The organism is Streptomyces sp. NPDC056222, from assembly GCF_042264065.1.
GTDB lineage: Bacteria > Actinomycetota > Actinomycetes > Streptomycetales > Streptomycetaceae > Streptomyces.
Window position 1 is genome coordinate 19,934 of sequence record NZ_JBHJTL010000065.1, and the last position, 26,980, is coordinate 46,913.

At 70.6% G+C, this 26,980-nt stretch carries 21 protein-coding genes; 7 read left to right on the forward strand and 14 right to left on the reverse strand.

The genetic code is table 11. From position 1 onward, the window contains the following. Positions 1-53: 53 nt before the first annotated feature. Positions 54-719 (forward strand): TetR/AcrR family transcriptional regulator, encoded by a 666-nt coding sequence (locus ACFC0D_RS26315; protein ID WP_376440643.1) that lies wholly within the window; start codon positions 54-56, stop codon positions 717-719. Here ACFC0D_RS26315 and ACFC0D_RS26320 read toward each other — a convergent pair whose 3' ends face one another. Then, positions 720-1,325, reverse strand: coding sequence for a YdbC family protein (locus ACFC0D_RS26320; RefSeq protein WP_376440645.1), 606 nt, complete (start codon positions 1,323-1,325; stop codon positions 720-722). A gap of 187 nt (positions 1,326-1,512) precedes the next feature. Between ACFC0D_RS26320 and ACFC0D_RS26325 the strand changes: the two genes are divergently transcribed. Continuing rightward, the gene (locus ACFC0D_RS26325) at positions 1,513-2,043 is read left to right on the forward strand and encodes a TerD family protein (protein ID WP_376440648.1); all 531 of its coding nucleotides are present in this window, start codon (positions 1,513-1,515) and stop codon (positions 2,041-2,043) included. A 79-nt stretch (positions 2,044-2,122) separates the two neighbouring features. Here ACFC0D_RS26325 and ACFC0D_RS26330 read toward each other — a convergent pair whose 3' ends face one another. Together ACFC0D_RS26330 and nrdR are read right to left on the reverse strand one after the other, a co-directional pair. Further along, entirely contained in the window at positions 2,123-5,011 is a 2,889-nt protein-coding gene (locus ACFC0D_RS26330) for a vitamin B12-dependent ribonucleotide reductase (RefSeq protein ID WP_376440650.1), read from the reverse strand. A 159-nt stretch (positions 5,012-5,170) separates the two neighbouring features. Then, complete coding sequence (gene nrdR / locus ACFC0D_RS26335; protein WP_376440652.1) at positions 5,171-5,683, reverse strand: transcriptional regulator NrdR; 513 nt, start codon at positions 5,681-5,683, stop codon at positions 5,171-5,173. Between the two features lie 479 nt (positions 5,684-6,162). Here nrdR and lexA point away from each other — a divergent pair, with 479 nt between their 5' ends. Next, a complete protein-coding gene (gene lexA / locus ACFC0D_RS26340) occupies positions 6,163-6,954 on the forward strand; it encodes a transcriptional repressor LexA (protein ID WP_329115078.1) in 792 nt (263 codons plus the stop codon). A gap of 106 nt (positions 6,955-7,060) precedes the next feature. On the opposite strand, the gene ACFC0D_RS26345 is transcribed toward lexA, so the two are convergent. The 5 genes from ACFC0D_RS26345 to ACFC0D_RS26365 all read right to left on the reverse strand — a co-directional run bounded on the left by ACFC0D_RS26345 (position 7,061) and on the right by ACFC0D_RS26365 (position 15,150). Then, positions 7,061-9,034: an ATP-dependent DNA helicase gene (locus ACFC0D_RS26345; protein WP_376440655.1), complete on the reverse strand. Its 1,974-nt coding sequence runs from the start codon at positions 9,032-9,034 to the stop codon at positions 7,061-7,063. Between the two features lie 37 nt (positions 9,035-9,071). After that, a complete protein-coding gene (locus tag ACFC0D_RS26350; RefSeq protein ID WP_376440657.1) occupies positions 9,072-10,877 on the reverse strand; it encodes an IucA/IucC family protein in 1,806 nt (601 codons plus the stop codon). A gap of 61 nt (positions 10,878-10,938) precedes the next feature. Further along, a complete protein-coding gene (locus ACFC0D_RS26355) occupies positions 10,939-11,664 on the reverse strand; it encodes a GNAT family N-acetyltransferase (RefSeq protein WP_376440659.1) in 726 nt (241 codons plus the stop codon). 88 nt (positions 11,665-11,752) lie between these two features. Further along, complete coding sequence (locus tag ACFC0D_RS26360) at positions 11,753-13,648, reverse strand: IucA/IucC family protein (protein WP_376440663.1); 1,896 nt, start codon at positions 13,646-13,648, stop codon at positions 11,753-11,755. Between the two features lie 38 nt (positions 13,649-13,686). Then, complete coding sequence (locus tag ACFC0D_RS26365; RefSeq protein WP_376440665.1) at positions 13,687-15,150, reverse strand: diaminobutyrate--2-oxoglutarate transaminase family protein; 1,464 nt, start codon at positions 15,148-15,150, stop codon at positions 13,687-13,689. Between the two features lie 320 nt (positions 15,151-15,470). On the opposite strand from ACFC0D_RS26365, the gene ACFC0D_RS26370 reads away from it, so the two are divergent. Both ACFC0D_RS26370 and ACFC0D_RS26375 read left to right on the forward strand, forming a co-directional pair. Beyond that, positions 15,471-16,646, forward strand: a complete 1,176-nt coding sequence (locus ACFC0D_RS26370) for a trypsin-like serine peptidase (protein ID WP_376440668.1) — start codon at positions 15,471-15,473, stop codon at positions 16,644-16,646. A gap of 154 nt (positions 16,647-16,800) precedes the next feature. Continuing rightward, positions 16,801-17,961, forward strand: a complete 1,161-nt coding sequence (locus ACFC0D_RS26375) for a trypsin-like serine peptidase (RefSeq protein WP_376440670.1) — start codon at positions 16,801-16,803, stop codon at positions 17,959-17,961. 103 nt (positions 17,962-18,064) lie between these two features. On the opposite strand, the gene hflX is transcribed toward ACFC0D_RS26375, so the two are convergent. The 6 genes from hflX to miaA all read right to left on the reverse strand — a co-directional run bounded on the left by hflX (position 18,065) and on the right by miaA (position 26,095). After that, the gene (hflX, locus tag ACFC0D_RS26380) at positions 18,065-19,558 is read right to left on the reverse strand and encodes a GTPase HflX (RefSeq protein WP_376440673.1); all 1,494 of its coding nucleotides are present in this window, start codon (positions 19,556-19,558) and stop codon (positions 18,065-18,067) included. A 118-nt stretch (positions 19,559-19,676) separates the two neighbouring features. Next, on the reverse strand, positions 19,677-21,170 hold the full coding sequence (locus ACFC0D_RS26385; RefSeq protein ID WP_376440676.1) for a M1 family metallopeptidase: 1,494 nt from the start codon (positions 21,168-21,170) through the stop codon (positions 19,677-19,679). A gap of 115 nt (positions 21,171-21,285) precedes the next feature. After that, positions 21,286-23,430, reverse strand: a complete 2,145-nt coding sequence (locus tag ACFC0D_RS26390) for a RelA/SpoT family protein (protein WP_376440679.1) — start codon at positions 23,428-23,430, stop codon at positions 21,286-21,288. A 140-nt stretch (positions 23,431-23,570) separates the two neighbouring features. Beyond that, entirely contained in the window at positions 23,571-24,467 is an 897-nt protein-coding gene (gene dapF, locus ACFC0D_RS26395) for a diaminopimelate epimerase (RefSeq protein WP_376440681.1), read from the reverse strand. A gap of 117 nt (positions 24,468-24,584) precedes the next feature. Continuing rightward, entirely contained in the window at positions 24,585-25,049 is a 465-nt protein-coding gene (locus ACFC0D_RS26400) for a hypothetical protein (protein ID WP_376440690.1), read from the reverse strand. Positions 25,050-25,156: 107 nt separating this feature from the next. Next, complete coding sequence (gene miaA, locus ACFC0D_RS26405; RefSeq protein ID WP_376440684.1) at positions 25,157-26,095, reverse strand: tRNA (adenosine(37)-N6)-dimethylallyltransferase MiaA; 939 nt, start codon at positions 26,093-26,095, stop codon at positions 25,157-25,159. Between the two features lie 182 nt (positions 26,096-26,277). Between miaA and ACFC0D_RS26410 the strand changes: the two genes are divergently transcribed. Further along, entirely contained in the window at positions 26,278-26,565 is a 288-nt protein-coding gene (locus ACFC0D_RS26410; RefSeq protein WP_376440686.1) for a hypothetical protein, read from the forward strand. A 50-nt stretch (positions 26,566-26,615) separates the two neighbouring features. After that, positions 26,616-26,870, forward strand: a complete 255-nt coding sequence (locus ACFC0D_RS26415; protein WP_329115105.1) for an antitoxin — start codon at positions 26,616-26,618, stop codon at positions 26,868-26,870. Positions 26,871-26,980: the final 110 nt, after the last annotated feature.

A 26,980-nucleotide genomic window follows, 5' to 3' on the forward strand; every position in this document is an offset into this window, starting at 1 on the left:
CGCGTTATGAGGAGTGTGGCAGACTCGACCCACTAACGCAACGGGAGTAGCAATTGAATGCATCCATCGAAGGGGAGCAGTCGCCCGCCCCGGGCAGCAGGCGCCCCGGCGGCCGTACGGCACGCACTCGCGCCGCCGTGCGCGACGCGGTCCTGACGGGCCTGGCCGAGCACGGCTATCCGGCCCTCACCGTCGAGTACGTGGCGGAGCACTCCGGAGTGCACAAGACGACGCTCTACCGCCGCTGGGGCAGCCTGGAGGGACTGCTCGCGGACGCCCTCGACCTCGCGGGAGAGGACAGCTGGACTCCGCCCGACACCGGAAGCCTCGACGGCGATCTGCGGGCGCTCGCCCGCGAGGTGGTCGATTCCTTCACCGACCCGTCCGCCGCGGCGGCCCCCACCGCGTTCGTCGGCGCCGCCTTCCAGTCCGAGCGGGCCGCCGAAGCCCTGCGCGCCTTCTACACCGAGCGGTTCACCCGCTGCGAGGCGGTCGTCGAGCGGGCAGTGGCCCGCGGTGAGGCACCGGTGGGCACGGACGCCGGCGCGGTCGTCCGCGCCGTCTCCGCGCCCCTGTTCCTGCGCCTGTTCGTCACCCGCGAGCCGGTCGACACCGCCATGGCGGACCAGGCGGCCCGGACGACGCTCGCCGCGGTCACCGAGGGCGCGTTCGTACGGCGAACGGAAGACGGCGGCCGGGAGCAGGCCGCCGAGGAGTGATCAGACGGTCCAGGTCGGCTCGAGCTGCACCACGTCACCGGTCAGCGCCGCCACGTCGGCCTCCGTCTGGGCCCGCAGCCCGAGCCGCTCGACGCGCTCGACCCGGTACTTTCCGTGCTCCGCCGCGGACCGCCACATCGACAGCACCACGAACTCGTTGCCCGGTGCCTCGCCGAACACACCGCGCAGCATTCCGGGGGAACCGGCCATCGCCGGATTCCACACCTTCTCCTGCATCAGGGCGAAGTGCTCGACCCGGTCCTCGTGGACACGGCAGTGCGCCACCCTCGCCACATCGGCGTCGGTGAACTTCGGCTCGAATCCCGTCTTCACATCGAAGCGGTGGTCGAAGAGTTTGACCTGGGCGTCCCTGTACGTGCCCGACTGCGCGGCGGCGAGCCGGTCGTGGGAGCGCGCCATGAAGGAGTCGTAGAAGGCGCGGCTCTCCCAGAACCCGAAGACATGGGCCACATCCGGCCGCGCCCGGCTCCATCCTCCGCCCTGTCCCCGGAATCCCGGCTCACCGAGCAGCCCCGCCCATTTCCGCTGTCCCCGCTCGAACCCCCGACGGTCCACCACGGTGCAGCGAATCCACTTGACCAGCACCGCGCCATCGTACGGGGCGGGACGGGGCCCCCGTCAGAGTACGGAGGAGCGCACTGCGGCAAGTACGGCCGACGGTTCACCACCCGACGCCCCACCGGCGGCGCATGACACCATGAACAACCTGCCCGCGACCACGGGCAGTTGGTCTGACCGGCGGCGCATGTCGTACACGGAGAGGGGATTCACGGTGAGCGGACTCAACAAGGGGGTCGGCAAGGTCGAGGTGACGCTCAAGTGGGATCCGAGTCCGATCGGCGCCTCGGCGCACGACCTGGACATCATCGCCGGGGTGTACACGAGGGACGATCCCTACGGCTCGCCCGCCTATCTGGTGCACTTCGACAGTCGCTCCCCCGACGGCACGATCACGCTCAGCCGGGACAGCCGTACGGGACAGGGTTTCGGCTACGACGAGGCCATGACCCTGGAGCTGAACCGGCTCGCACCCCTGTACGCGCGCGTGGTGGTGGGTGTGGCCATACAGCAGGGCGGGGGCCGACTGACGTTCGGCGACGTCGCCAACACCGGTGTACGGGTCCGCGAGGGCTACACGGACCTCGCCGCGCACGGCTTCGAAGATGTCGCCGAGGCGACGGCCGCGACGGTCGTGGAGTTCACCCGGGACGGCGTGGAGGGCTGGTCGTACCGGTCGATGCGCCGTGGGTTCGACGCGGACCCGCAGGTGTTCGCGACGCTGATGGGTGCCCGGCACTCCTGAGGCTTCCTCGCCGATACGGGACAACCACGAAGGGGACCGGCCACAGGCCGGTCCCCTTCGTCAGTCAGTGCTCAGCGGTTCAGCTGCAGCCGCTGGTCGAGCCGCAGCCCTCGCAGATGTAGCAGGAGCCCGCCCGCTGCATCTTGGTACCGCAGGAGAAGCAGAGCGGGGCGTCCGCGCTGATGCCCAGCTGCATCTCGACGAGCTCCGCCGAGGTGTGCGCCTGCTTGGGCGCCGGGACCTCGGCCTTGACGGCCGGGGCGACGGCCTTCAGGGTCTCCGTCTGGCGCGGGGCGGACTGGGCCAGGCCCTCGACGTCCATCTCGTCGTCGGCGGGCTCGTAGGAGCCCGTCTCCAGGTGGCGCTGACGCTCCTCGGCCGAGTGGATGCCGAGCGCGGAGCGCGTCTCGAAGGGCAGGAAGTCCAGCGCCAGGCGGCGGAAGATGTAGTCGACGATCGACTGCGCCATCCGCACGTCCGGGTCGTCCGTCATGCCGGCCGGCTCGAAGCGCATGTTGGTGAACTTCGAGACGTACGTCTCCAGCGGGACGCCGTACTGCAGGCCGACGGAGACCGCGATGGAGAAGGCGTCCATCATGCCCGCGAGCGTCGAGCCCTGCTTGGACATCTTCAGGAAGACCTCGCCGAGACCGTCGTCCGGGTAGGAGTTGGCGGTCATGTAACCCTCGGCGCCACCGACCGTGAAGGACGTGGTGATCCCCGGGCGGCCCTTGGGAAGGCGCTTGCGGACCGGGCGGTACTCGACGACCTTCTCGACGGCCTCGCGGATCGTCGCCTCGGACTTCGCGGTGACCTCGGCCTTCTCCTCCTCCTTCTTCTTGGCGGAGAGGGGCTGGCCGACCTTGCAGTTGTCGCGGTAGATGGCGAGCGCCTTGACGCCCATCTTCCAGGCCTCGAAGTAGACCTCCTCGACGTCCTCGACCGTGGCCGTCTCCGGCAGGTTCACGGTCTTGGAGAGGGCGCCGGAGATCCACGGCTGGATGGCGGCCATCATGCGGACGTGGCCCATCGCGGAGATGGAACGCTCGCCCATGGCGCAGTCGAAGACCTCGTAGTGCTCGGTCTTCAGGCCGGGGGCGTCGATCACATTGCCGTGCTCGGCGATGTGGGCGACGATCGCCTCGATCTGCTCCTCCTGGTAACCCAGGCGGCGCAGGGCCTGCGGAACGGTGCCGTTGACGATCTGCATCGAGCCGCCGCCGACCAGCTTCTTGAACTTGACCAGGGCGAGGTCGGGCTCGAGGCCGGTGGTGTCACAGGACATCGCGAGACCGATGGTGCCGGTCGGGGCGATGACCGACGCCTGGGCGTTGCGGAAACCGTTCTTGGCGCCGAGGCGGATCACGTCCTGCCAGGCCTCCGTGGCGGCGGCCCAGATCGGCGAGTCGAGGTCGTCCATGCGGACGGCCACGGTGTTGGCGTCGGCGTGCTGCTTCATGACGCGCTGGTGCGGCTCGGCGTTCCGGGCGTAGCCGTCGTACGGGCCGACGACCGCGGCGAGCTCGGCGGAGCGCTTGTACGACGTACCCGTCATCAGCGAGGTGATGGCACCCGCCAGGGCGCGACCGCCGTCGGAGTCGTACGCGTGGCCGGTGGCCATGAGCAGGGCGCCCAGGTTGGCGTAGCCGATGCCCAGCTGACGGAAGGCGCGGGTGTTCTCGCCGATCTTCTGGGTCGGGAAGTCGGCGAAGCAGATGGAGATGTCCATCGCCGTGATGACCAGTTCGACGACCTGGGCGAAGCGCTCGGAGTCGAACGACTGGTTGCCCTTGCCGTCGTCCTTGAGGAACTTCATCAGGTTCAGCGAGGCGAGGTTGCAGGACGTGTTGTCCAGGTGCATGTACTCGCTGCACGGGTTCGAGCCGTTGATGCGGCCGGACTCGGGGCAGGTGTGCCAGTGGTTGATCGTGTCGTCGTACTGGATGCCCGGGTCGGCGCAGGCCCAGGCGGCTTCGGCCATCTTGCGGAAGAGCGTCTTGGCATCGACCTCCTCGATGACCTCGCCGGTCATCCGGGACGTCAGGCCGAACTTGCCGCCCTCCTCGACCGCCTTCATGAACGTGTCGTTCACGCGGACCGAGTTGTTGGCGTTCTGGTACTGGACGGACGTGATGTCGTCGCCGCCCAGGTCCATGTCGAAGCCCGCGTCGCGCAGGGCGCGGATCTTCTCCTCCTCCTTGACCTTGGTCTCGATGAAGTCCTCGATGTCGGGGTGGTCGACGTCGAGGATGACCATCTTGGCCGCGCGACGGGTGGCGCCGCCCGACTTGATCGTTCCTGCGGACGCGTCGGCGCCGCGCATGAAGGAGACCGGGCCGGAGGCGTTGCCGCCGGAGGAGAGCAGCTCCTTGGAGGAGCGGATGCGGGAGAGGTTCAGGCCGGCGCCGGAGCCGCCCTTGAAGATCATGCCCTCTTCCTTGTACCAGTCGAGGATCGACTCCATGGAGTCGTCGACGGACAGGATGAAGCAGGCGGAGACCTGCTGGGGCTGCGGCGTGCCGACGTTGAACCACACCGGGGAGTTGAAGCTGAAGATCTGGTGCAGGAGGGCGTACGCCAGCTCGTGCTCGAAGATCTCGGCGTCGGCGGGCGAGGCGAAGTAGCCGTGCTCCTCACCGGCCTTGGTGTACGTCTTCACGATCCGGTCGATGAGCTGCTTGAGACCGGTCTCGCGCTGCGGGGTGCCGACGGCCCCACGGAAGTACTTGCTGGTGACGATGTTGACCGCATTCACCGACCAGAAGTCGGGGAACTCGACGCCACGCTGCTCGAAGTTGACCGAGCCGTCGCGCCAGTTGGTCATGACGACGTCACGACGCTCCCAGACCACCTCGTCGTACGGATGCACGCCCGGGGTGGTGTGGATGCGCTCGATACGCAGGCCCTTGCTCGCCTTGGCTCCCTTGGCTCGGGAACCTCGTGCCGGACCGCTCGCCGTCTCTGTCATGCCGCCTCCCATATACGGGCAAAACACCTTTAAGTGCCCAGATAGTCCCAGGGCACCGTCTTCTTGTCTGCTGTCGTGAGCACCGCTCGGGGCACTCGCGACACGTCTTTTCGGCCGCGCGCGGCCGGCCTCGGCCGGACCCCCGGTCCGGCCCGCCGGTCAGTCGGCGGCGGTGGCGGGAACGGGGACCTCGGGGGTCGCTCCGGTCCCGCAGTCCACTGCGGGAGGCCGCTGCTCACGGAGTTCCGCGATCGCGGCCTCGAAGTCGTCGAGGCTGTCGAAAGCCTTGTAAACGGATGCGAAGCGCAGGTACGCGACGAGGTCGAGCTCCTGCAAGGGGCCGAGGATGGCCAGGCCCACGTCGTGGGTGGTCAGCTCGGCGCTTCCGGTGGCACGCACCGCCTCCTCGACCCGCTGGCCGAGCTTGGCGAGGGCGTCCTCGGTCACGGGTCGCCCCTGGCATGCCTTGCGGACGCCGGAGATGACCTTGGTGCGACTGAAGGGTTCGGTCACGCCCGACCGCTTGATCACCATCAGCGATGCGGTCTCCACCGTCGTGAAGCGACGGGAGCAGTCGGGGCACTGGCGGCGGCGTCGGATCGACGTCCCGTCGTCGGTGGTGCGACTGTCGACGACACGGCTGTCGGGGTGCCTGCAGAAGGGGCAATGCATGGTTCCGACCCTCCCTCGCGGCACGACTGAATAGCCTCGCCGAGCCCGTCAAGGCCCCTCGAAGCGACCACCAGCATAGGCGATGCGGGCACCGCCGATAGACCGGGGACCACAACTTGTAGGTGGCTGATGCCATGCAACCACTAGATCTGGGGTTGGGTCGCGTTTCCGACACTTCGCGCGTGTCGCGCGTCCGGCGCGCCCGCGACCGGGCACGAGGGTACGGGAGGCGCGCGCCGCCGCCGATTCCGGCCCCAGGAGTGCCACACTGGGAGGGCACCCCCGCTCCCGGGCGACTCGACGACGAACGCTACCGTAATGACCGAATTGCCACCGCAACCGGGGTCTGCGTATACACCTACCTACGCATACACGTAAGGCAATCTGCGATTTTTCACTCGAACGTGTGTTTGGCGCAACCTTTCGAAAGCCACTACCGTTGTGCCAGCCAGGGAGACCATTCGAGAGGGGCCGCCGACGTGACCACCACCGCAGACAGTGCCACCATCACTGCCCAGGACCGCTCCCAGGGCCGACTCGAGCCGGTGCATGCCATGAATGACGCAGCCATGAACGGGGACGGGGAGCCAGGCCGACCTACGCGCTCGCTGCCCGGGCGACCTCCAGGGATCAGGGCGGACAGCTCCGGTCTCACAGATCGCCAGCGGAGGGTCATCGAGGTCATCCGCGACTCGGTCCAGCGGCGCGGCTACCCGCCGTCGATGCGAGAGATCGGCCAGGCGGTCGGCCTCTCCAGCACCTCTTCCGTGGCACACCAGCTGATGGCCCTGGAGCGCAAGGGCTTCCTGCGCCGGGACCCGCACCGTCCCCGGGCGTACGAAGTGCGCGGCTCCGACCAGCCCAGCACGCAGCCGACGGACACCACCGGCAAGCCCGCCGCGTCGTACGTGCCGCTCGTCGGCCGCATCGCCGCCGGTGGCCCGATCCTCGCCGAGGAGTCCGTCGAGGACGTCTTCCCGCTGCCCCGGCAGCTGGTCGGCGACGGTGAGCTGTTCGTCCTGAAGGTCGTCGGAGACTCGATGATCGAGGCCGCGATCTGCGACGGCGACTGGGTCACCGTGCGCCGCCAGCCGGTCGCGGAGAACGGCGACATCGTGGCGGCCATGCTCGACGGCGAGGCCACGGTCAAGCGCTTCAAGCGCGAGGACGGCCACGTCTGGCTGCTGCCGCACAACGCGGCCTACCAGCCGATCCCCGGCGACGAGGCCACCATCCTCGGCAAGGTCGTCGCGGTACTGCGGCGGGTGTGACACCACCACGCCGGCTCCGACCGGGCCCCGGGACCCACTGCGCCGGTCCCGGGGCCCTGCTGTGTCCTCCGGGGCCCTGCCGATGCGGCAGGACCCCGGTCGGCGCTCAGACCCCTGCCGCCTTCGAAGCGGCGTCGATCGCCGCCAGCGACTTGCGCACCTGATTGCGGTCCGTGGTGTACCAGAAGTCGGGCAGCGAAGCCTTCAGGTAGCTGCCGTAACGGGCCGTGGCGAGCCGCGGATCGAGTACGGCGACGACACCACGGTCCCCGGTCGCCCGCACGAGACGGCCGGCGCCCTGGGCCATCAGCAGCGCCGCGTGCGTGGCCGCGACGGCCATGAAGCCATTGCCCCCGGCGTCCTCCACCGCCTTCTGGCGGGCGCTCATCAACGGGTCGTCGGGGCGCGGGAACGGAATCTTGTCCATCACGACCAGCTGACAGCTGGCGCCGGGGACATCCACTCCCTGCCACAGCGAGAGAGTGCCGAAAAGACAGGTCTGCGGCTCGGCCGAGAAGTTCTTGATCAGCTCGCCGAGCGTGTCCTCGCCCTGGAGCAGGATCGGGAACTCGGGGATACGGGAGCGCAGCTCCTCGGCCGCGAGCTGAGCAGCCCTCATGGAGGAGAAAAGACCGAGCGTACGGCCGCCGGCGGCCTGCATCAGCTCGGTCAGCTCGTCGAGCATGTCGCCGCGATCGCCGTCCCGCGCGGGGCGGGCCAGGTGCTTGGCGACATAGAGGATGCCCTGCTTGGGATAGTCGAACGGCGAACCGACGTCGATGCCCTTCCACACCGGAATGTCATCGCCCTGCGTGCCCTCCGGGGCCAGCCCCAGGGAGGCTCCCACCCCGTTGAAGTCACCGCCGAGCTTGAGCGTGGCCGAGGTGAGGACCACGGACCGGTCCGCGAAGAGCTTCTCGCGCAGCAGCCCCGAGACGGAGAGCGGTGCCACCCGCAAGGAGGCTCCGAAGCGGTCGTGGCGCTCGTACCAGACGACGTCGTACTCGGAGCCCATCGTGATCCGCTCGGCGACACCGTGGACGGTCTCCACGGACGCCATCGCCTGCTTGCGCACGGCGTCCTCGTCCTGGACGGACTTGTCACGGGTGGAGCCGAGCGCCGTGATGACAGCGCGAGAGGCATCGCGCAGCGCCATCAGCGCGTACGCCAGGTCTTCCGGAATCTCCTCCAGGCGGCCCGGCAGGGCGAGCTCCATCAGCCGCTCGAAGCCCTCGGCCGCGGTCTGGAGCTGGTCGGCGACCTTCTCGTCGACGAGCTTCGCGGCACGGCGGACCGCCCGATTGACCTGGCCGGGGGTGAGCTCGCCGGTGGCGACGCCGGTGACCCGGGAGACGAGCTCATGGGCCTCGTCCACGATCAGCACCTCGTGCTGGGGCAGCACCGGGGCGCCCTCGATCGCGTCGATGGCCAGCAGGGCGTGGTTGGTGACGACGACCTCGGCGAGCTTGGCGCGCTCGCGGGCCGCCTCGGCGAAGCACTCCGCGCCGTACGCGCACTTGCTCGCCCCCAGGCACTCCCGGGAGGAGACCGACACCTGCCCCCATGCACGGTCGGAGACGCCCGGCGTCAGATCGTCCCGGTCCCCCGTCTCCGTCTCGTCCGACCAGTCGCGGAGCCGCAGCAGGTCCTGTCCCAGCTTGCTCGTGGGGGCCGCGGCCTCGAAGGGATCGAAGAGGCCGTCCTCCTCTTCCTGGGGTACGCCCTCGTGGAGGCGGTGCAGGCAGAGATAGTTCGACCGGCCCTTGAGCATGGCGAACTCCGGACGTCGACGCAGCTGCGGGTGCAGTGCGTCGACCGTCCGCGGAAGATCACGCTCGACCAGCTGCCGCTGGAGCGCGAGGGTGGCCGTGGCCACCACGACGCGCTCACCGTGCGCCAGCGCCGGCACCAGATAGCCGAGGGACTTTCCGGTGCCGGTGCCGGCCTGGACGAGGAGGTGGGAGCTGTCGTCGATGGCCTCGGCCACCGCTTCGGCCATGGTGACCTGGCCGGGGCGCTCCACACCGCCGACGGCGGAGACGGCGGCGTGGAGGAGGTCGGGGAGGGATGGCTTCGTCATAGCGCGTCCAGCCTACGGCGCGGCACCGACAGTGGGATCACGCGAGCGGATTCGGGACCGTCCCGTGGACGGCGGCGTGGGGCCGCTCCGGGCGGTCGCGGTAGCCGTCCAGGTGCAGACGGTTGCGGTTGAGGCAGAGTCGCTCGATCCGGGCTGTGAGGAGATCGAAGAGCTCGAACCGTTCCTTCAGCTCGGGAAAGCGCGCCTGGTGGCGCAGGATCTCGGCGCGTACCAGCGCCCAGAAGTCTCCCTCCGGCACGGCGAGTTGTTCCTCGCACAGGGGCGCCAGAAAGCGGAAAACCCCGACGAAGAGCCCTGAATGGATGAACTGGGTGAGGAAGTCGGGCTCCTCGGTGAGCAGGACGGCCCGGACGTCGTCCGGCATCGCGTCGTGCTCGGGCAGCGGCCGGGCGCTGATGTTCACGTCGTCGACGAAGTCCTTGATCGCCAGCCGCACGGGGACGTCCTGGTCGTCGTAGACGACGATGGCGTTCTCTCCGTGCGGGGAGAACACGGTGCCGTACTGGTAGAGGAAGTGCAGCAGCGGCGGCAGCATGGCCGCGAAGAGACGCTGGAGCCAGATCCTCGGCGCGAGCCCGGAGCGCTCGACCAGTTCGGCGACGAACGCCCGGCCGTCCGGGTCGGTGTGGAGCAGGGAGGCGAGGGTGCGGGCGTGCTCGCCCGGCGGGAGCCTGAGGGGTTCGCGCCAGATCGCGCCGAGGAGTTCCTTGTACTGGTACGGGACCTCGGGCAGCCGGTCGTAGAGGGGGTGCTCGACCGTGACGGAGGCTACTTCGCCGAGCAGGATCACCCCGCACTCGTCGCGCAGGAACGGGTCGGCGTCACGCAGCCCGTGGACCCAGGAGGTGACCGCGGGGGCGGCGAGGGTCCGTTCCGTGGGGAGGCCGCGCCAGACGAGGGTGTTGAGGACCGACAGCGGAAGCTTGACGGTGTGCCTGTCGGGCCGGCTCGTGTTGAGGAACGTGCGGATGGACTGCTGCGGCAATCGAAGGTCCCCGTCGGCCGGCAGCGGCACGATGGCTCCGGCGGCGACGGCGGGGGTGTAGAGCGGGAGGACGATCTCGTCCCACTGCCAGGGGTGGATGGGCAGGAGGAGGTACGTCTCGGGGTCGAGCCCACGGGCCCGCAGCGTGCTGTGGAAGGTCTCGCGGGTGTCGGCGTCGAGCTCGCCCTCGTAGAGGCGGTCCGGGGTGTCGAGGCCGGGGACGCCGCGGTAGGCGGCGAGGTCGGTGCTCACGGCGATCCAGGGGAGCCGAGTGGCACGACGGGCCTCGGGCGCCCAGCGGGCGGCGTCGGTCGCGGAGAAGCCGATCCGGCCCTTGTTGAGAACGAGCCACGGATGCCCGGTCTGGTGGCCTTCGAGTTCGGCGTATCCGAGATCGGCCAGTCGGTCGGCCGTCAGCGCGGTCCGGTCGAGGCGGGCGTCGGCGGCGAGGGTGGTGGTGAACTCGCGGATGAGATGGCCGAGGGTGGCGCCGTCCAGGCGGAGGAGCCTGCGGGCCCGGACGAGGAAGTCGAGGGGGTCTGTCATCGGCCGGCCGTCGAGGGCGAGGGAGTCGGGAGCGACCCGCCAGCTTCCGTACGCGCCACGGCGGGCCGTGAAGGTGAGTGTCGAACCGTTGTCGAGCCGCAGGAGGTAGCGGTCGGGGTCGCCGGCGGTGTCGGTCTCCGGGTCGGCGGAGACAGGCTCGACGATCTCCTCGTACGCGAACTCGCCGATGGTCTTGGCAAGCAGGCGCGCTGCGGCCCTGGTCCAGGCCGCGGCAGTCAGCTCGGGGGGTGTGAGCAGCGCGGAGTCATGGGTGGCAGGGGACGACGGCACGGGGACTCCTCTGGGTGGGAACCGCTGTGGGTCGAGCGGTGTATGTAAGGCAGGGAGGCGTTCACAGGACGTGACGAAGGGCGCGGTCACGGACCATGAGCGCGGCCCGTTTGTCGGGAAGGTCGACTTCCGCCGAGAGCCGGAAGCCGGCGCTCAGGAAGGCTGAGACGGAGGGGGTGTTGCGAAGGTCGGGTTCTGCGATGACTCGGGTGCAGCGAGGCCGGTGGTCGAGCACGAGGTCGGCGACTGCTCGTAGCAGTGTGGTGCCGACTCCGCGGCCGCGGTCGGCGACGCCGCCGAGGAGGAGGTGGATGCCGGTGTCATGGGGCCGGGCGGGATAGTGCCGGGCGAGCGGGTCGAGGTCGGCGCGGTAGATCTCGAAGTAGCTCATCGGTGTGGAGTCGAGGACGCCGAGGCAGGGCACGCTGCGGCCGTCGCCGCCGAGTTGGGTGCGGATATGGGACTCGGTCACCGACTCCGGGCCGGCGAGCTCCCAGAACGCGGCCACCGCCGGGTCGTTCATCCAGCGGGTGAGGAGCGCCAGGTCCCGTTCGATCCGCACCGGTACGAGGTGGAACGAGCCGACAGGGGTGGCCGCGGGACCCCAGGTGGCGACGTCGTCGAGGAGGTCGCCGAACGTCGTCGCCGTGCCGTCGGTGGCGAGCAGGGCGACGAGTTCGTCCGCGAGGTGCAGGTCCAGGGTGTCCTCACCGCCCGTGTCGGTCGGTGGTCGGGAGCCGGCTCCGGGGTCGGTGCCCGTGTCGGTGCTCGCATCGGTGGGGGCCATGGTGGCGCTCCTCTCGGCGGTTCGGTTCGGATCGTGGTCTTTCGGCCGGGCGGTGGGCGTGTGGTCGGGATGAGGGCGGGGTGTGTCCTCAGGAACGGAGGGGGTTGGTGATGGCGACGTAGACGGACTGGGTGTCGACGGGTCCGACGAGTTCGTCGAGGCCGTGCAAGCGGGTGAGGAGGTTGGCCTTGCAGCGCAGGGTCGCGGCTTCCAGGAGCCGGTGCGGCAGCGGAGAGCCGAGGCCGGTGGCGGAGGCCAGGAACTGGCGGAAGCCGGCGAGCAGGACGCGTTCGTCGGCGAGGCGCTGGGCGCCGAAGGCTCCGATGAGGCCGAGGACGTTGTTGATGCCGAGGTAGTAGGCGAATCGCTCGTCGGTGACCTGGTCGGAGACGAACGTGTCGCTGACGGTGCCGATGCCGGGGAGCCGGTTCTCCAGCTCGTCGCGGCGGGACTCGCGGAAGTAGTAGCCCTGGTTGTCGCGGTAGCGGCCGCCGATGGGCCAGCCGTCGGCGTCGAGGAGCACCAGGGTGTTCTGCTGGTGGGCTTCGAGGGCGACGCCCGCGTGACCGTCGAGCCAGAGCACGGGGCGGACGACCTGGTCGAGGTAGCGCAGGAACCACTCCGCGGCGACGGCCGTGGTGGGGCGGCCGGTGCGGGCGGCGAGGCGGGTGACGATGTCGGCGAGGCGTGAGCGCATCCGCGTGGTGCCGGGCCACGGGCGCGGCGCGGTGAGGGCGGCGATGCAGACGGCGTCGTCCCCGGCGGCGAAGGGGTTGTGGCGGACCATGACGTCGAGTCCGGGAATGGGTTCGCCTGCCGGGGTGTCGACGGCGAGCCAGGCGGGGTCGCGGACGATGTCGAAGCCGGGGTGGGCGGCCTGCCACTGGTCGACGAGCCCGGTGCGGAGCAGCCGGTGGACCTCCACGCCACGGTGGAGTTCCTTGCGGAGGTTCTCGCGGCGGGAGTTGGTGATGCGTACGCCGAGGGAGAGCTTGAGCATCGTCCGGGCGCCGGGTCGGTGCACGGTGCGGACGGAGGAGGTGGGGTGCCAGGTGGCGCCGTGGGGACCGAGGTCGTGGAGCAGGCCGGCTTCCAGGAGGGCGGCGACGGCGGGGCGGTGCGACAGCTCGCGTGCCTGCCAGGGGTGGAGGGGCAACGGCACGGTCCCGGAGGGCAGTTCAAGACCTTCGGCGAGGCCGGTGGCGAGCTGGGCTGCGGTGACCGGGCGGCCCTGTTCGGTCCAGGCGGAGTCGGCGGCGAGGATCGTGGGGTCGACGGCCATCCAGTGCAGGGGGAAGGAGCCGTGGAGCTCGGGTGAGTAGAGCCTGGCCTCGGCCTCGGAGAGCCCTTCGCGGCTCTTGGGGGTGGGGTGGAGGGGGTGGCCGAGCAGCAGGGACTGCTCGGCGGTGAGGAAGAGGTCCGCTTCGGGGCCGGGGTTGGGGCGGCGACGGCGCTCGGTGATGAACTCGGCGGTGCGGCGCGTCGAGTCGGCGACGCGGCCGACGAGTTCGGTTCCTTCGGGGCGGCCGGTCTCGCGGCTGAGGAGGGCGGCGACGGTGACGGCGTCGGCCGTGGGAGCGGTGGGGTTCAGTCCTTCGAGGGCGGGAGGCCCGAAGCGATGCCATCCCGTCGGCGACCAGTAGAGGACGGGGACGAGGAGGGCGGTGCCGCTGGCTTCGAGGGGGATGCGGAGGGTCGTGGACTCGGGGGCGGGAAGGTTCTTCTCGCGTACCCAGCAGCGCAGCAGGTTCTCGATGGTCGCGGCGTCGGCGGCGCGGTGGGCGTCCGGGTCGTCGAGGTGGTCCATCCGAGCCGCCGTACCGCCCACGGCCGCCTCGACGGTGACGGGTGCGGGCGGAGCGGGGGTGGGCTGGGGGTCGTACGGACCGACGTGCTGCCGGGGGACGGTGGCCTGTTCGACGGTGAGCGGGCCGCGTGCGGCGCTGCCGGTGTCGGACGCTTCGGATGCGGGGCTGGCGTTCACGGGGGCTTCCTTGTGAGGTGTCCGGGTTCGGTCCGGGATCAGTGGGACGGTCCGATCGGTCCGGTGTCGTTGCCGAGACGCGTACCGCGGGCGTGAGGAGCTGGGCGGTGGACGCGTTCGGCGGCGGCCAGGGCGTCGGCGAAACGGTCGAGGACGGCTTCGGCCTGCTCGTCGGTGAGGGTGAGCGGAGGGAGGAGGCGTACGACTCCCGAGTGGCGGCCGCCGAGTTCGACGATGAGACCGCGGTCGAGGCATTCCCGCTGAACAGCCGTCGCGAGGGCGGGGTCGGCCGGCGGGACGGCGGCACCGAGGTCGCCCGGCTCTTCGGAGTCCGGGTCCACGAGCTCGACGCCGATCATCAGCCCCCGGCCGCGCACATCGCCGATGCAGGGGTGGGCCGCGGCCAGGCCCTGGAGCCGTCCGAGCATCCGGGCGCCGAGGGTGGCCGCCCGGTCGGCGAGCCGGTTCTCCCGTACGTACGCAAGGGTGGCCGCTCCGGCCGCCATGGCGAGCTGGTTGCCACGGAAGGTGCCCGCGTGGGCGCCGGGTTCCCAGGCGTCGAGCTCCGACCTGTAGACGATGACCGCGAGCGGGAGGGAGCCGCCGATGGCCTTGGAGAGGACCATGACGTCGGGGACGATGCCGCTGTGCTCCACAGCCCAGAAGGCGCCGGTGCGTCCGACGCCCGTCTGGACCTCGTCGGCGATGAGTGGGATGGAGCGGGCCGCGGTGATCTCCCGCATCCGGCGCAGCCAGACGTCCGGGGCGGGGATGACACCGCCCTCGCCCTGGACCGGTTCGAGGATCATCGCGGCGGGGGTGGGGACCCCGCTCTTGGGATCGTCGAGGAGGTTCTCCGTCCAGCGCGCGGACAGTTCGGCTCCGCGCTCGCCGCCGACACCGAAGGGGCAGCGGTAGTTCTGCGGATAGGGCAGCCGGGTGACCCGTACGTCCGTCGCACCCCCCGAGGCGTCGAGGGCTCCGGCCGTCATGCCGTGGTAGGCGCCGGTGAAGCTGAGCAGGCCGCGTCGGCCGGTGGCGGTGCGAACGAGTTTGAGGGCGGCCTCGACCGCGTCCGTGCCCGCCGGTCCGCAGAACTGGATGCGCGCGTCGCGGGCGAGTGCGGCCGGCAGCGTGGCGAACAGCTCGGTGGTGAAGGCGTCCTTGACCGGGGTGGCGAGGTCGAGGACGTGCAGGGGGGCTCCGGAGTCGAGGACCTTCTTGATGGCTTCGAGGACCACCGGGTGGTTGTGCCCGAGGGCCAGGGTCCCCGCGCCGGAAAGGCAGTCCAGATATCGTCGGCCGTCCGCGCCCTCGATGGTCAGTCCCCGGGCCCGTACGGGAACGATCGGTAGCGAGCGCGCATAGGTGCGCGCCGCCGATTCGCGGAGCGACTGGCGACGCAGGATGCCTTCGATTGCGCCCCCTTCACCCGCTCTCCGATCCCGCTGGTGCGCCTGCGCGGCCGGCGGTACGGCCGGAGCTGGTTCGGTCACGGCCACGGCTCGGTGTCCTCCCGCTGTAACGGTTGCGTTGCACATCGGTACGTTGCTCCGCCGCGCGAACGGCGTCGCTCAACGCTTCCGCTGTGTCCCCCGTACGTACCAACGACGAGGACTGCCAAGGATCACGGGAAAATCCCAAGATCCTTGAGACGGTGGGGATCACGACCTGGCAACGGCCGCGCGGAGGCCGGAACCGCGGACCTGCCGCGCGCCGTCCCACCGGGCACCGGCATAGTGGGGGCGCACATCGGCGCCGGTCACGGCGCCACCACAGTTCACTCATGCACAAGTTGACGTAGTCCCAGGGGGATCACGAGATGCGATCGATTCGTCCGCTGCTGGCCGCGGCAGCCGCCGTCGCGGCGTTGACGCTGACGGCGACGGCCTGCGGCCCGACCGAGGAGAACGCGGGAGACAAGCCCAGCGCTTCCGCGAGCCCGTCCACCGGCGACAAGATCACGATTCCGGACGATCTCAAGGACCGGCTCAAGGAGCACGGGATCGATCTGGACAAGTGGAGGAACGGCGAGTGGAAGAACTGGGACCGCGACAAGTGGCTTCGTGAGGCGAAGGACTACGTCAACCCGATCATCGAGGACCTCTGGGACCCGGACCGGATGCGGGACGCCCAGCGGCCCGACAAGCCGGTCGAGGAGGAGGACATCTCGGGCGACGACGGTGTCACCGACCCGACCCCCGCGCCGGTCAGGGCGAAGGGCGTGCAGTCGCCGTACCACTCCAACGCCCCCGAGGCGGGCAAGGTGTTCTTCGACGGCCCCGAGGGTTCGATGGTCTGCTCGGCCACGGTCGTGAAGGACCCGGCCAACCCCGGCAAGTCCAACATGGTCTGGACCGCGGGTCACTGCGTGCACGCGGGCAAGAAGGGCGGCTGGTACCGCAACATCGCCTTCGTCCCCTCGTACAACGACCGTGCCCTGCCGACCGCGAAGCTGGAGAACGCGACGCGGGAGCAGGTCGCTCCGTACGGCGTGTGGTGGGGTGACTGGGCGCAGACGTCCGAGCAGTGGATCTCCCAGGGTGCGGCGACGGGCGGTCAGGGTGCTCCGTACGACTTCGCGGTGATCCATGTGACGCCGGAGAAGGGCAGCACGGGCAAGTCGCTTGAGGAGACGGTCGGTTCGGCGCTCCCGGTGGAGTTCAACGCTCCCGCGGTGTCGAAGATCGCGAGCATGACGGCGACCGGTTACCCGGCGGGCCCGCCGTTCGACGGTCAGAAGATGTTCCAGTGCCAGGACAAGCCGGGGCGTCTGTCGGTGAAGGCGGAGCAGCCGACGATGTACCGCATCGGTTGCACGATGACCGGTGGTTCGTCCGGCGGCGGCTGGGTCGCCGCGGGGCAGGACGGCAAGCCCGCGCTGGTCTCCAACACCTCGATCGGCCCGGTGACGGCCGGCTGGCTGGCCGGCCCGCGTCTGGGCGCCGAGGCCAAGGGCGTCTACGACGAGGTCAGCAAGAAGTTCGCCGGCCGCTAGAACGGCGGCCGAGGGGCGGGACCCTGCGGGGTCCCGCCCTTTTCCTACGGGCATACTGTGCACCGCAAGTGACGCGTCCATGGCAACTCGACCGTGGCATTCGGTCCGTGGCGTCGCCCGGACGCGGGAAACATCATCTGGGGGATCTCAACTCATGCGTTCCACACGACTCATACCGGCCTTCGCCGCGCTGGCCTCGGCGCTCGCGCTGACGGCCACCGCCTGCGGCCCGACCGAGACACCGGCGGCCGACAAGCCCTCGGCGGGGACGAGCGCTCCCGCCACCGGAGGCGGCGATGCCGCTCTTCCCAAGGATCTCGCCGACAAGCTGAAGAAGCACGGCGTCGACCCGGACAAGTGGAAGAACGGCGAGTGGAAGAACTGGAACACGGACACGTGGCTCCGTGAGGCCGAGGACTTCGTCAACCCGGTGATCGACGGGCTCTGGGACTCCCAGCGGATGCAGTCCGCGAAGAGCCCGGACCAGACGATGGCCACGACGGCGGGCTCCGGGGGCAGCGACCCCACGCCGCGCCCCGTCCAGGCCCAGCGGGAGAAGACTCCGTACCACCGCAACGCGGCGCCGGTCGGCAAGATCTTCTTCGACTCGCCCCAGGGCCACATGGTCTGCTCCGGCACGATCGTGAAGGACCCGCGTCGGCCCGGGAAGTCCAACATGGTGTGGACCGCGGGTCACTGCGTCCACGCCGGTCAGCGTGGCGGCTGGTACCGCAACATCACCTTCGTCCCCGCCTACAACGACCTCGGCAAGTCGCCGGCAGCGCTGCGCAACGCCCAGCCGCACGAGGAGGCTCCGTACGGCCAGTACTGGGCCGACTGGGCCGTGACCTCGGGCGAGTGGATCCAGCGTGGCGGGTCGCAGGCCGCCTGGCCGTACGACTACGCCGTGCTGCACGTCCAGCCGGCCCGCGGGAAGAAGTCCCTGGAGGAGACCGTCGGCGCCGCGCTGCCGATCGACTTCTCGGCGCCCGCGCCCGCGCAGGCCGGGACGGTGGGAGCCTGGGGTTACCCGGCGGCGCCTCCGTACAACGGTCTGATCATGCACAAGTGCCTGGACCGGGCCACCCGGCTCACCACGGCACCGGCGACGCCGACCATGTACCGCATCGGCTGCACGATGACCGGCGGCTCGTCCGGCGGCGGCTGGTTCCGTGCGCTGCCCAACGGGACGACCGCGCTGGTGTCGAACACCTCGATCGGCCCGGCCGGCGGCAACGGCTGGCTGGCCGGACCGCTGCTGGGTCGCGGCGCGAAGGACGCGCACGAGATGGTGAGCAAGAAGTTCGCCCGCTGACCCGACGGCACTGATGCCCACGCCGGCGGACACCGGCGTACGACATGCGGAAGGCCCCGCCCCCCGATGAGGGGGCGGGGCCTTCCGCATGTGAGCGAACCGGTCAGTGAGCGGCCGGTACGTACGGCGTCAGGAACGCCGCAAGCTCTTCGTGCACACGCGCCTTGATCAGCGTGCCCTCCGGGGTGTGCTCCTCGGAGAGCAGCTCGCCCTCGGCGTGGACCCGGGAGACGAGACCGCCTTGCGTGTACGGCACGAGTGCCTCGATCTCGACCTGCGGCCGCGGCAGTTCGGCGTCGATGAGCGCGAGCAGCTCCTCGATGCCCTCGCCCGTACGGGCGGAGACCGCGATCGCGTGGCGCTCGGCCCGCATCAGCCGCTGCAGGACGAGCGGGTCGGCCGCGTCCGCCTTGTTGACGACCACGACCTCCGGCACGTTCACGGCGCCGACGTCGCGGAACACCTCGCGTACCGCCGCGAGCTGCTCCTCCGGAGCCGGGTGCGAACCGTCGACCACGTGCAGGATCAGATCGGAGTCGCCGACCTCCTCCATCGTGGAGCGGAACGCCTCGACCAGGTGGTGCGGCAGGTGCCGTACGAACCCGACGGTGTCGGCCAGGGTGTACACCCGGCCGCTGGGCGTCTCGGCCCGGCGCACGGTCGGGTCGAGGGTGGCGAACAGTGCGTTCTCCACCAGCACACCCGCACCGGTCAGCCGGTTGAGCAGCGAGGACTTGCCGGCGTTGGTGTAACCGGCGATGGCGACCGAGGGAACCTTGTGACGGCGCCGCTCCTGCCGCTTGATGTCGCGGCCGGTCTTCATCTCCGCGATCTCCCGGCGCATCTTCGCCATCTTCTCGCGGATCCGACGCCGGTCGGTCTCGATCTTGGTCTCACCGGGACCACGGGTGGCCATGCCGCCACCGCCGCCGCCACCCATCTGACGGGAGAGCGACTGACCCCAGCCTCGCAGTCGCGGCAGCATGTACTGCATCTGCGCGAGCGCGACCTGCGCCTTGCCCTCTCGGGACTTGGCGTGCTGGGCGAAGATGTCGAGGATGAGCGCGGTCCGGTCGACCACCTTCACCTTGACGACGTCTTCGAGGGCGATGAGCTGGCCGGGGCTGAGCTCGCCGTCACAGACGACGGTGTCGGCGCCGGACTCGAGCACGATGTCCCGCAGCTCACGGGCCTTGCCGGAACCGATGAACGTGGCCGGGTCCGGCTTGTCACGGCGCTGGATCACGCCGTCGAGCACCAGGGCACCCGCCGTCTCGGCGAGGGCCGCGAGCTCCGCCAGGGAGTTCTCCGCGTCCTGGACGGTCCCCGAGGTCCAGACGCCGACCAGCACGACGCGCTCGAGGCGCAGCTGCCGGTACTCGACCTCGGTGACGTCCTCGAGCTCGGTGGAGAGGCCCGCCACGCGCCGCAGGGCCGCGCGCTCGGAGCGGTCGAACTGATCGCCGTCCCGCTCTCCGTCGATCTCGTGGCTCCAGGCGACGTCCTCTTCCATCAGGGCATCGGCCCGAAGGCTCTCGGTGCGGCTCGTCTCCGCGAAGCTCTGCTCGTCCTGGGAAGGGGATGAAGAGGAGGTCATTTGATCCTTACGTCGATGGAAAGTGGTTGCGTCGATCACAACGTGTGACGGCACGGAAAGATTCCCGGGCCGGCCGCGTCGTCGACCTGACGATGGTGACACGGTCGGGCGTGGCCCGTCACCCCGGTTTTACGGCGCTGCGGGCCTTGGTGACCGGGAGGGAGCGCCAGTCCGAGTGCCCGGGCATCGGCGGGGTCTTCTCCGCGTACAGCCAGCCCGCGAAGAACGACGTGAGGTCACGCCCCGCGACCTCGGAGGCGAGCGCCGTGAAGTCGGCGGTGGTGGCGGTGGAGTCGGCGTGCTCGCTCACCCAGCGGCGTTCCAGGCTCTGGAACGCCTCCTTGCCGATCTCCTGACGGAGGGCGTAGAGGACCAGAGCACTGCCGTCGTAGACGACGGGCCGGAAGAGGCTGATCTTCTGGCCGGGCGTGGGCGGCTCGGGGGCGGCGGGCGGTCCACCGCCGGCACGCCAGATGTCGGAGGCCCCGTAGGCGGCCTTCATCCGCTGCTCCAGGGACTGCTTGGCCGTCTCCTCGGCATACAGCGCCTCGTACCAGCTCGCGTGCCCCTCGTTGAGCCACAGGTCGGACCATGTCCGGGGCGAGACGCTGTTGCCGAACCAGTGGTGGGCCAGCTCATGGACCATGATCGAGTCGACGTACCACTCCGGATACGCGGGCTCGGTGAAGAGCCTTCTCTCGAAGAGAGAGAGGGTCTGGGTCTCCAGCTCGAATCCGGTGTCGGCGTCGGCCACCAGGAGTCCGTACGTCTCGAAGGGATAGGGGCCGACCTGGCGCTCCATCCACTCGATGTGGCCGGGGGTGCGCTTCAGCCAGGGCTCCATGAGCTCGCGGTCGGCGGTGCGCACCACGTCCCGCAGGGGGAGCCCGTGGGGTCCGGCCCGGTGGACGACGGTGGTGCGGCCGATGGAGACCTGGGCGAGCTCGGTGGCCATGGGGTGGGTCGTGCGGTACGTCCAGGTCGTGGTCGTTCCTTCGGCCTTCTGATCCACCGGGAGACCGTTGGCGACTGCGGTCAGCGAGCTGGGGGCCGTGATCCGGAAGGTGAAGAACGCCTTGTCGGCGGGATGGTCGTTGGAGGGGAAGACCCGGTGGGCGGCATCGGCCTGGTTGGCCATGGCGAGACCGTCGCCGGTGCGGACCCAGCCGCCGGTGTCGGCGGGGCCACTGGGATCGCTGGTGTGGGTGACGGCGATGGTCAGCGGGTCGCCGTCCTCGGCCGGCTGGGCGGGTGTGATCACCAGGTCCTCGCCGCTGGTCACGAAGTCGGCCGGTTCGCCGTCGACGGTGACCGAGGAGACCTTGCCGTGCGTGAAGTCGAGGTTGATCCGCTCCAGGTCGGCGGTGGCGAGGGCGTCGATCCGGGTCACCGCGGCGAGCGGCTCGGTGTTCTTGCCCTGATAGGTGAGGTCGATGTCGTACGACAGGACGTCGTAGCCCGGGTTGCCGAGGTGGGGGAAGAGCGGGTCTCCGATCCCGAGCGGCGCGGGGGCGGGGAGGGCGGCGGCGACGAGTCCGGCCGAGGCGGCGACCAGGACGGCGGAACGCAGCCAACGCGCGCGTGGGGAGCGATTTCGGGGTGTGAGCGGCATGGGCTACGGCTACCAGTGCCCGCGCCGCTCCCCCGTGCGGCGCGCTCGCCCGCCACCCGAAGGAGTCACCGCCGTGCTGACGTCACCCCGGTTCTGCCCGTCACGCGCGCCGACGTCACTCCTCGTGCGAGGCGGGGTGCCGGGCGCGGCTCACGTCGTACACCCCGGGCACGTCCCGCATGGCTCTCATCAGGGCGGGCAGCCCTGCCGCGTCGGGAAGTTGCAGGGTGTACGTGTGGCGGACCCGCTGCTCGTTGGGGGGCTCGACCGTCGCGGCGACGACGGCGACTCCCTCGGTGGCGATGGCTTCGGTGAGGTCCGCGAGGAGGCGGGGACGGCCGAAGGACTCGGCGACGAGCGTCACACGGCACTCGGCGGTGTCGCCCCAGTGGACGGGGACCGGAGCGCGCCCGAGCCGTCTCATCGTGTCGACGGCGGCGCAGCCGGCGCGGTGGACGGTGACGGATCCGCCACGGACCTGGAAGCCGGTGATCTCGTCGGGCGGTACGGGGGTGCAGCAGCCGGCCGGCCGTACGACGGCGTCGGTCGCGGTCGCCTCCGGCAGGTCGGCGTGGAGCTTGGCGCCCGAGCGCCGATCGGCGGCGAAGGAGACCGACGGGCGGGGATCGGCCTCGGGTGCTCTCACGGCTTCCGGGTGTGCCTGGAGCCAGGCGGTGATCGCGATGCGCGCGGCGGGGGTACGGGTGTGCTCCAGCCACTCGGGGGACGGCCCCGACGTGGCGTCCTGGGCGAGCAGCAGCTGCACGGTGTCGCCGTCGTTCAGCACCGTACTGAGCGTGGCCAGGCGCCCGTTGACACGGGCGCCGAGGCAGCCGTGGGCGGCGTCGCCGTGCTGCGCGTATGCGGCGTCGACGCAGCTCGCGCCGGCCGGCAGGCTGATCTTGCCGGGGCCGCTGCCGTCGGCGCGGAAGACGGTGATCTCCTGGTCCTCCGCGAGGTCCGCGCGCAAGGAGGTCCAGAAGGTGTCGGGGTCGGGGGTGGCCTGCTGCCAGTCGAGGAGCCGGGAGAGCCAGCCGGGGCGGGTGGGATCGACGCGCTCCCCGTCGTCGGCGGGCTCGGAGCCGTCACCGCCCGCCGGAGGGGTGTACGGGCTTCCGAGCGCGACCACGCCGGCCTCGGCGACCTGGTGCATCTGGTGCGTACGGATGAGGACTTCGGCGACGGCACCGTCCGGGGCGGCGACGGCAGTGTGCAGCGACTGGTACAGGTTGAACTTGGGGGCGGCGATGAAGTCCTTGAACTCGGAGATCACCGGGGTGAAGCACGTGTGGAGTTCCCCGAGGACCGCGTAACAGTCGGCGTCCTCGCCCACGAGGACGAGGAGCCGCCCGAAGTCGCTGCCCCGCAGATCACCGCGCTTGAGGCGGACACGGTGGACGGAGACGAAGTGCCGTGGCCGGACGAGGACCTCGGCGGCGATGTCCGCGTCCCTCAGAACGATGGAGACGCTGTCGGCGATGGCGGCGAGCGCGTCGCCCGCGCCGGTGTTCTCGGCGATCAGCGCCCGGGTCGCTTCGTACTCCTCGGGGTGGAGGATCGCGAAGACGAGGTCCTCCAGCTCGGTCTTGAGCGCCTGGACACCGAGCCGCTCGGCGAGCGGGATGAGGACGTCGCGGGTGACCTTGGCGATCCGGACCTGCTTCTCGGGTCGCATCACGCCGAGAGTGCGCATGTTGTGGAGCCGGTCGGCGAGCTTGATCGACATGACCCGGACGTCGTTGCCGGTGGCCACGAGCATCTTACGGAAGGTCTCCGGCTCGGCGGCCGCTCCGTAGTCGACCTTCTCCAACTTGGTGACGCCGTCGACGAGATACGCGACCTCGTCCCCGAACTCCCTACGAACCTGATCGAGCGTCACCTCCGTGTCCTCGACGGTGTCGTGGAGCAGGGCGGCGGTCAAGGTCGTGGTCTCGGCGCCGAGTTCGGCAAGGATCAGGGTGACCGCGAGCGGGTGGGTGATGTACGGCTCACCGCTCTTGCGGAACTGTCCGCGGTGCGAGTACTCCGCGAGGACGTACGCCCGGCGCAGCACGGCGAGGTCGGCGTCGGGATGGTGGGCGCGGTGCGCCTCGGCGACATGCCCGATGGCGTCGAGCAGCCGGTCCCTGGTGGTGGGACCGAGGAGAGCGGCGCGGCCCAGCCTGCGGAGGTCGATCCTCGGACGGGCGCGCCTGCGGCTGGGAGCGTCGGGGCCGGTGGCCTCCGCTGCGCTCACGGGATTGGTGGCCTCTGCGCTCATGGGGCACCTCCGGCGGCGTCGACCGGCGGTGGGCGGGCAAGGCGTGCCTGCCGGGCCGGTGCTTGATGCTACCGACCCCACCACGCAGCGCAGTCCCGCTCTCGCCCAGCGTGAAGCGGATCACCCATTCGAGCGACGGATCAGTCGTTGACTGTTTCGAATTCTCCGGCGCCGAGCCAGGACGGGTCGATCGTGCCCTCGGCGACGATGACGGCCGGGCCGGTCATCTCGATCTCGCCGTCGGGGTGCTCGGTGATGATCAGCGTGCCGCCGAGGACGTCCACGGTGTACGTGACGGGCGTACCGATCACGGCAGGGTCGGCGCCGTCCCGGCGGGCGGTGGCCACGGCGACGGCGCACGCGCCCGTGCCGCAGGAACGGGTCTCCGCGGCGCCGCGCTCGTGCACGCGCATCGCGACGTGGCGGGGGCCACGGTCGGCGACGAACTCGATGTTCACGCCGTCCGGGTAGACCTCGGCGGGGGCGTACGGCGGCTCGGTGAAGAGGTTGCCCGCGTGGTCGAGGCTGTCGACGAAGGCGACGGCGTGCGGGTTGCCCATGTTCACGTTGCGTGCGGGCCAGCTGCGGCCGTCGACGGTGACGACGACGCCGTCCTCGGGAAGGAGGGCGCGACCCATGGAGACGGTGACGGAGCCGTCCTTGTCGAGGTGGACCCGCTTGATCCCGCCGCGGGTGGCGACGGCGACCTCGCCGGCCGTGACGTGTCCGGCGTGCTGCAGGTAGCGGGCGAAGACACGGACGCCGTTGCCGCACATCTCGGCGACCGAACCGTCCGCGTTGCGGTAGTCCATGAACCACTCGGCCTCGTCGGCCATGGCCCTGGCCTCGGGGTGCGCCGCGCTGCGAACCACGTGCAGCAGCCCGTCGCCGCCGACACCGGCCCGTCGGTCGCACAGCCGCGCGACGGCCCCGGCGGGCAGCTCGACGGCGTTGTCGGCGTCGGGGACGATCACGAAGTCGTTCTCGGTCCCGTGGCCCTTGAGGAATGCGAGCGGCGAGGTCTGCGTGGTGGTCACGGGATCAACTGTACGGGTCGGGTCCGACAAGGTCCTCGACGGTCCACGGAGCGAGCGACGGCGTGCCGTCCGCCGGGGCGCAGGTCGGCGGGGCCGTAAGGCGCCCGGGCGGCGGGGTCAGCGAAGGCGTGCCACGCGCCAGACGGCCAGGACGACGAGGAGCGCGCTGAAGAACACGTACAGGGCGATCACCCGCCAGTTCGGCCGCTCGCCGGAGCCGCGGGCCGGGAGGCCCGGCCAGGTGTGGCCGACCTTGCGGGCGGCCATCATGCCCCAGCCCGCCGCGCAGGAGCTGATCAGCAGACCGAGCATGGCGACGACGGCGCCGCCCTCACCGGAACCGAAGGCGAGGGGGAAGGCGAACATCAGCGAGCCGACGGCGGCGAGACCCACGATGGGCGCGAGCTGCCAGATCCGCAGACGTCGCTGGGGCCGCAGTTCGACCTCGACCTCGTCGGCGTCGACCTCGACGGCGGTGCCTTCGGCGTCGTCCGGACCGTCCGGGCTCAAACCGGGCGCGTCACCCGGGGCTTCGCCCCGGATCGCGCCGTTCTGTTCTCTGTCGCGAGGGCCGGCCTCCATCGCCACGCGCCCTCCCACTCGGACTCCACTTGGTCGATCGATGCTCGATGATGGCACGCCGAAGACCACTGGAATGACGGGCATGGCGTCCCGATGCCATCACGTGATCAGGCTGTAACCGCTCGTTCGACCAACGCCAGCGCCTCTCGGGGGAGTTCCCGCCGGTGTTCTGCCGCACCGCTCAGCCAGTGAACCCGCGGGTCGCGCCGGAACCACGAATCCTGACGGCGCGCGAAGCGCTTGGTGGCGCGCACGGTCTCGGTGCGCGCCTCGTCCTCGGTGCACTCCCCCGCGAGCGCCGCGAGCACCTGCTGGTAGCCGAGCGCACGTGCGGCCGTGCGCCCCTCCCGCAACCCCTGCGCCTCCAGCGTGCGCACCTCCGCCACGAGCCCGGCCTCCCACATCCGGTCCACGCGCGTGGTGATCCGCTCGTCGAGCTCGGGGCGTTCCACGTCGACACCGATCTGCACGGTGTCGTAGACCGAGTCGTGCCCGGGCAGGTTGGCCGTGAAGGGCTTGCCCGTGATCTCGATGACCTCGAGCGCCCGGACGATGCGGCGGCCGTTGCTGGGCAGGATCGCCCGCCCGGCCTCGGGGTCGGCCGCGGCGAGGCGGAGATGCAGGGCACCCGAGCCCCGCTCCTCCAGCTCCGCCTCCAGGCGGGCCCGTACGACCGGGTCGGTGCCCGGGAACTCGAGGGCGTCGATGGCGCCGCGCACATACAGGCCGGAGCCGCCGACCAGGACCGGCGTACGGCCCGCGGCGAGCAACCGGTCGATCTCCGCACGTGCGAGGCGCTGGTACTCGGCGACGCTGGCCGCCTCCGTCACGTCCCAGATGTCGAGGAGGTGATGCGGGATGCCACCACGCTCCTCGAGCGTCAGCTTGGCGGTTCCGATGTCCATCCCTCGGTAGAGCTGCATCGAGTCGGCGTTGACGACCTCGCCGCCCAGCTGCTGGGCCAGAAATACGCCCAGATCGGACTTTCCGGCCGCAGTGGGACCGACGACGGCGATGACCCGCGGGGCGGGAGCTGCACTTCTCACCGCCCCAGTCTCGCAAACCTCTCGGCGGGTCCCCGAATGAGCGACGTGACGGCCCGCTTCCGGGTTCGTTGCCAGTTGCGAGGTTCCGACCGCCGGTTTCCGTACCGGCTGCGCCGGGTGGCGCAATGGGGCGCCCCAGGCGCCGCGGGGCTTCTCCCACACGAGTACGCTATGGAGTGGTAATGGGCGTTTTTGCAATGTTTCGCCGTAAGGGCAAGGAAGCTGCCGAGGCGTCAACGGAGGAGGCCCAGGTCGTCGCTCCGACAGAGACGCCGGAGGACGCGGAGAAGGCCGAGGCGTCCGCGCTCGGCACAGGGGACTCCGAGACCGAGGCGCCGGAGAGTGCCGGGGCCGGCGAGACCGCGGAGACGGCCGATGTCGCGGACGTGGTCGAGCCGGTGGAGATCCCGAAGCAGCAGTCGGTCGAGGCGGCCGCGGACAACGAGGCCGGCGAGAGCGCCCGGAAGTAGCGCCTGGATACAGGGCACGGCATACGGACCGACCGGAGGGAAGGTGACCCATGGGTCTCCTGGATTCACTGAAGGCCAAACTCGCCCCGGCCAAGGACAAGGTCTCCGATCTCGCGCAGCAGCACGGGGAGAAGATCGAGCACGGCGTCGACAAGGCCGCGAAGCTGGTCGACGAGAAGACCAAGGGCAAGTACAGCGCCAAGATCGAATCGGGCACCGGCAAGGCCAAGGGCGCCCTTGACCGGATCGCCCACAAGGACGACGGCCCGAAGGGCGAAGGCCCGACCCCGCCGCCGGCCGCCTGACGCACTGCGTCACCTGACGGTCCCTCCGCACGGCGGAGGGGCGGCGGGGGCGCCGCACCCCCGCCCGCCCCCCGGGGGGGGGGGGGGGCGGGGCGTGTAAAAAACAGTAA